Annotated in this window: 2 protein-coding genes; both read left to right on the top strand. The window is 74.4% G+C overall.

Going from position 1 to position 6,743, the window contains the following annotated elements; genetic code table 11:
* A partial coding sequence (locus G3I40_RS41390; protein WP_203645759.1) for a M20/M25/M40 family metallo-hydrolase occupies positions 1-1,449 on the top strand: 1,449 nt, incomplete at its 5' end.
* Between the two features lie 24 nt (positions 1,450-1,473).
* A complete protein-coding gene (locus G3I40_RS41385; RefSeq protein WP_164559949.1) occupies positions 1,474-6,651 on the top strand; it encodes a non-ribosomal peptide synthetase in 5,178 nt (1,725 codons plus the stop codon).
* Positions 6,652-6,743 lie beyond the last annotated feature (92 nt).

The raw sequence follows: 6,743 nt of genomic DNA, 5'->3' as shown, positions 1-6,743 counted from the left end.
CGAGGCCGTCGCCGACGCGCTGGAAGGGCGGGGCGGCACCCGGATCGTCGGCGCCGTGCCGCACCCGGCGGGGACGCGGTGACCCGCACGGCGCGGACCGCCGCGCACGACCGTCCGGACGAGGAGAACGCCACGATGACCGATCCGGTGCCCCTGCTCCAGCAGATGATCAGGTTCCGCGGCGTCAATCCCCCCGGCAACGAGGCCGCTTGTGTCCGCCACGTCGCCGCCCTGATGGAGAAGGCCGGCGCGGAGGTGCGGCTGCTGGGCTCCGACCCCGACCGCCCGAACCTGGTCGCCCGCGTACGCGGGGCGGGCCTCGCGCCGCCGTTGCTGCTGCACGCGCACGCCGACGTGGTGCCCACCGACGGCCAGCACTGGACGCACCCGCCCTTCGAGGGGCGGATCATCGACGACCACGTCTGGGGCCGCGGCGCCATCGACATGCTGGGCAGCCTGGCGATGATGGTCACCGCGCTGACCCGGCTGCGGGCCGAGGGAGCGGCGCCGGCGGGCGACGTCCTGCTCGCCGTCTCGCCCGACGAAGAGGCGGGCAGCAAGGTCGGCGCCGGCTATCTGGTGCGCCGGCATCCCGAGTTGTTCAAGGGCATCGCCTACGGAGTCGGGGAGGACGGCGGCGCGGTGCTGAGCTGCCTGCCCGGCCGGGTGCACCCCATCGTGGTGGCCGAGAAGCGCGCCTGCTGGATGCGCCTGTCCGTACGCGGCCGCGGCGGCCACGCCTCGCGCCAGGGCTGGTCCGGCACCTCCATGAGCAAGCTCGCCCGGCTGCTGGGGCGCCTGGAGGAAGGCCGTCTGCCCCCGCACGTGACGCCCGCCCTCGACCGGATGCTCGACGCGCTCGCCGCCGCTGCCGAGGAACCGCTGGCCGGCCGGCTGCGCGCGCTGCGCGACCCCGACGGGAAGGCGGAGATCCCCTACGACCTGCTGCCCGAGGCCGACGCCGTCTACCTGGACTCCGTCCTGCGCAACACGGTCAACACCACCATCGTCCGCACGCCCGAGAAGATCAACATGCTGCCGAGCGAGTTCTCCGTGGACTTCGACGGGCGCATCCTGCCGGGCAGTTGGACCGTCGAGGACTTCCGCACGGAGCTGCGCGACCTGATCGGCCCGGACGGCGAGCTCGAACTGCTGCTGGAGGGCGACGCGATGCCCCCGCCCGTCTTCGGCGGCTTCTACGACACGATCGCCTCGGTGATGCGCGACGCCGACCCCGACGGACTGCCCCTGCCCATGATCACCCCGGCGTCCACGGACGCCCGGCTCTTCGCGGGGCTCGGCATCGCCTGCTACGGCTGGGTGCCGATGCTGCTCCCGGCAGGCAGCCGCTACCAGGACGCGATGCACGCCGCCGACGAGCGTGTGCCCGTCGAGGCCGTGCGCTTCGGCGCCGACCGCTTCCACGACCTCCTGCTCCGCTACCGCTGACCGACCGTCGTCCGAGGAGTGCATGTGTACCCGACCTTCATCGAGACGCTCCGCCGGCGGGCCGAGAGCACTCCCGACCGGCTGGCCCTGGAGTTCGAGCTCTCCGAGACCGAGATCCGCGCGTTCGACTACGCCGCACTCGACCGGGGCGCCAGGAAGGTGGCCGCACTGGTCCAGGAGCGCGCCGGCCGGGGCGAGCGGGTCCTGCTCCTGCACCAGCCCGGCCCCGACTACGTGACGGCGTTCTTCGGCTGCCTGTACGCGGGCGCGGTCGCCGTCCCCGTCTACCCGCCGCTGGGCGCGAACGGCCTGGAACGGGTCCGGGCCATCGCCGCCGACTGCGGTGCGACGCTCGCCCTGGTCGACACCGTCACGCTCGCCGCCATCGACGAGCGTGGTGACCGGCTCGACCTGTCCGTCGCGCTGGAATGGGTGACGACCGACGACGCCGCCCACGCGCCGGAGGACTGGCGCGACCCGCACGTCTCCCCGGACGACCTGGCGTTCCTCCAGTACACGTCGGGATCCACCGGTACGCCCAAGGGCGTCATGCTCAGCCACGCCAACCTCGTGCACAACTCGGCGACGATCGGGCGCTCGCTCGGCCTGGACGAGAACAGCCGGGCGGTCAGCTGGCTGCCGCCGTACCACGACATGGGTCTGATCGGCGGCATCCTGCAGCCGGTGCACGCGGGCTTCGCGTGCACGCTGCTGTCGCCGCTGACCTTCCTGCACCAGCCGATGCGCTGGCTGCGCGCACTGAGCCGCACCCGGGCCACCATCACCGCCGCCCCCGACTTCGCCTACGCCGAGGTGCTGCGCCGCGCCGCGCCGGGGGACCACGACGACCTCGACCTGTCGGCGCTGCGGCACGCGCTCGTCGGCGCGGAGCCGGTCCGGCGGACCACGATGGACGCCTTCGCCGAGGCCTTCCGCGACAACGGTTTCCGCCGCTCCGCGTTCTACCCGTGCTACGGCCTCGCCGAGGCCACCTTGTTCGTCACCGGCAGGGCGGACCCGAAGAGCGACCCGACCGTCCTGCGCCTGCGGCGACGGGACATGGAAGAGGGCCGCGCCGTCGTCGCCGACCCCGACGAGTCCGCGGTCGAACTCACCGGCTGCGGCTGGGCACACCACGACGACCTCGTGCTGATCGTCGACCCCGCCACCGGCGAGCCGCTGCCCCCGGGCGCCGTCGGCGAGATCTGGGTCAGCGGACCGACCGTCGCCCACGGCTACTGGAACCAGCCCGAGCGGACGGCCGAGACGTTCACGGCCGTCGCCCGCGGCCATGAGGGACGCACCTTCCTGCGCACCGGGGACCTGGGCTTCCGGCACGGCACCGAGCTGTACGTGAACGGCCGGATCAAGGACCTGATCATCGTGCGGGGCCGCAACCTCTACCCGCCGGACATCGAGCTGACCGCCGAGCGGGCCCACCCGCTCCTGAACCCGGGCCGGGGCGCGGCCCTGGCCGTCGACAACGGCACCTCGGAAGAGGTCGTGCTCGTGCACGAGGTGGTCCGCGGCTTCCGGCAGGAGGACGGGCCCGTCGTGGCCGCGGCCGTGCGCGAGGCCGTGGCCGCCGAGCACGGGCTCGCGCTCGCCGACGTCGTCCTCGTGCGCACCGGCAAGATCCCGCGTACCAGCAGCGGCAAGGTCAGACGGGCGCAGTGCCGCACGAACTGGCTCGCCGGAGCGTTCCAGCCGCTGACCACGACGCCGGCGGCGGCCGAAGCGGCGAAGCCGACCGAAGGGACGCCGACGGTCCCCACGGACCTGGCCGAACTCGTCGCGGCCGAGCTGGAGACCGACCCCGCCGCGCTCGTCGCGGACGCGCCGCTGATCAGGCAACGACTCGACTCCCTGCGCGCGGCCCGGCTCAGGTCGGCGCTCCTGGAGACGCGCGGCGTGGACGTGCCGCTCACCCGCTTCCTGGACGGCCTCACCCTCCTGGACCTCGCCGCGCTCCCGGCGGGCAGTACCGCACAGCCGTCCGCGGCGGCCGCCGCCGCGGACGCGGAGCCGACCGCGGTCACCCCCGACCAGGAGCGGATGTGGCTGCTCGACCAGATGGGCGCGGGCGACGCCTATCACGTCGCCGGCGGACTGCGGCTGCACGGCCCGCTCGACGAGGCACTGCTGGAGCGGTGCCTGACCGGTCTCTTCGACGAAGTCCCGCTCCTGCGCTCGGTGTTCGCGACCGCACCGGACGGCGCGCTGAGCATCTCGGTGCGGCCCACCGCCGACATGTTCCGGCTGCCGTCGCGGGACCTGACCGGCTCCGGCGAGGACGCCGTGGCCGCGGAGCTGCGCGCGCTGGCCGCCGAGCCGTTCGATCTCGCCGCGGGACCGCTCGTACGCCTGCTCCTGCTGCGGCAGGGACCGCAGGACCGGGTGCTCGCCGTCGCCGCCCACCACGCCGTGCTCGACGGCTGGTCGCTGGGCCTGCTGCTGCGGCGGCTCGGCGACGCCTACCGGGAGGGGGGAACCGTCGAGCCCGTGTCGGCAGCGGTCCCCGCCCGGCCGCCGTGGACCGAGCAGACCCTCGACGCGTGGCGCGAGCGCCTCGCCGGGGCACAGGCACTCGAACTGCCCACCGACCGCCCCGTCCCGGCCGTCCCGACCTGGCACGGCGCCGCCCTGCCCGTACGGATCCCGGCCGACCTCGCCGAGCGGGTGCGGACCCTCGCCGCGGACCGCGGAGCCACCCCCTTCATGGTCCTGCTGGCCGCCTTCGGCGTCCTGCTCGGCCGGTGGAGCGGCCAGGACGACGTCGTGGTCGGCACGGTGGCCGCGGGCCGGGAGCGGCCCGGCGCCGACCACGCCATCGGCATGCTCACCGACACGCTGCCGCTGCGCGTGCGCACCGGCGCCGCCGACTTCGACACGGTCGTCGACGAGGTGCGCACCCAGTGCCTCGCGGCCTACGGCGCCGACCGGCCGCCGTACGACGAGATCGTCCGTGCGGTCAGCGAGCGGCCCGCCGACGGCCGTGCCCCGCTGGTACGCGCCCTCCTCGCCCTGCAGAACCTTCCGATCGGCCCCTGGGAGGCCCAGGGAGTACGCGCCGAACCCTTCGAACTTCCCACGCCCGGCGCCCAGTTCGAGCTGTCCGTGCACCTCGTCCCGCAGGACGACGGCTCCCTGGACGGCCATGCCGTCTACGCGACCGACCTGTTCGAGGAGCAGACCGTCGCCGCCCTGCTGACCGGACTGCCCGCCCTGCTCGACGCGGCGCTCACCGCACCGGCCAACCCGGTCGCCGCCCTGCCGGCGCTGACCCCCGAGTCCGCGGAGCGCATCGCGCGCACCGTCGCGGACGGAGGCCCGGAGCAACCCGGCGAGGCACTCGTCCACCAGATCATCGAGCGCGTCGCGCGCACCGCCCCCGAGGCCCCCGCCGTCGTCTGGGACGAAGGCTCGCTCAGTTACGGCGACCTCTCCCTGCGCGCACGCGGCCTCGCGGCCCGGCTCGGCGAACTCGGCGTGGAGCGCGACGAACCGGTCGCCGTCTGCCTGCCGCGCTCGCCCGAACTGATCGTCGCCGTCTACGCCGTCCTGCTGGCCGGGGGCGCCTATCTGCCCCTGGACACCGCGCACCCGTCGGCCCGCCTCCAACGGCAGCTCAGCACCTCCGGAGCCCGGGTGCTCATCGGCTCCGCGCCGGGACTCACCCCTCCCGAGGGGACCGTGCCGGTCGACCCGGCAGAGAGCGGCGCCGCCCCGTACACGCTCCCGCGGGTCCTGCCCGGCCACCTCGCCAACGTGCTGTTCACCTCGGGCTCGACGGGCGAACCCAAGGGCGTGATGACGACCCACGCCGCCCTGGCGAACCAACTCGTGTGGAACCGGCGCACCTACGGGCTGCAAGCCGGGGACGCGGTGCTGCACAAGACCCCGGTGAGCTTCGACGTCGCCGGACGAGAACTGCTGGGACCGCTCGTCGCCGGGGCCACCGTGGTCCTCGCCCGGCCCGAAGGACACCGCGATCCCCACTACCTCGCCCGGCTGATCGCCCGGCACGCCGTCACCTACTGCCACTTCGTCCCGTCGATGCTCCAGATCTTCCTGGAGGAGCCCGATGCCGCGCTCGCCGCGCGGACGCTGCGCCACGTCGTGTGCAGCGGAGAGGAACTGGCCCCGGCGCTGGCCGAGCGCTTCGCCGAAGTGCTGCCAGGCGTACGGCTGCACAACCAGTACGGTCCGACGGAGGCGGCGATCGACGTCACGGCCCAGCCGGTCGATCCCGCGCGCACGCACCTGGTCCGCATCCCCATCGGCCGCGCCCTCACGGGCAGCCGTCTGTACGTCCTCGACTCCTCGGGCGGCATCGCCCCGCCGCTGGTCCCGGGGGAGCTGCACATCGGCGGCGTCGCCCCGGCCCGCGGCTACCTCGGCCGCCCCGCGCTGACCGCCGAACGCTTCGTACCGGACCCCTACCTGCCCGGCGCACGTCTGTACCGGACCGGCGACCGGGCACGGATGCGCCCCGACGGCACGTTCGAGTACCTGGGCCGCCTCGACCGGCAGCTCAAGATCCGCGGTCAGCGCATCGAACCCGGCGAGATCGAAGCGGTGCTCAACCGGCACCCGCTCGTACGCGCCTCGGTCGTCGAGGCCCGGCCCGACGTCTCGGGCCACTCGCGGCTGCTGGCCTGGGCGGTGCCGGCGGGCGAGGAGGCGCCCGCTCCCGACGCGCTCCGCGACCACCTCCGACAGGCCCTGCCCGCGGGCCTGGTCCCGGACGCGGTGACCGTGCTGGCGCAACTCCCGCTCGGCCCGCACGGCAAGCTCGACCGCACGGCACTGCCGGACCCGGCCCCGCTGGCGTACACACCGCAGGAGACGACCGCGCCCCGCAACGCCGTGGAGCACAAGATGGCCGCGATCTGGAGCGAGGTGCTGGGCGTGCCCGTTCCGTCGGTCACGGCCGACTTCTTCCGCCTGGGCGGGCATTCGCTCATGGCCACCCGGGTCGCGATGCGGGTGCGGGACGCGTTCGCGGTCAGCCTGTCCGCCGGCGAACTGCTCAGCGGCTCCCTCACCGTCGAACGCCTGGCCACGCTGGTGCAGAGCCGACAGCTGACCGAGGCGGGCAGCAACGAGGTCGACGACGTCCTCGGCTGGCTGTCCGAACTCTCCGACGACGAGGTCACCGCACTGCTCGCCAAGGAGTCCGACGGCGAGGCACGGCCCTGACACGGCCCGTGCGGCCCGACGGGCCGCACGGGCCGTGTAGGGAACCCTCCTGACTTATGGGTGCGGCCGGACGCTGCGACGCTTTTCGGCGG

Source organism: Streptomyces sp. SID14478, from assembly GCF_010548525.1.
GTDB lineage: Bacteria > Actinomycetota > Actinomycetes > Streptomycetales > Streptomycetaceae > Streptomyces.
Note: the sequence above shows the minus strand (reverse complement) of the source record. Positions and strands in the feature narration are given on the sequence as shown.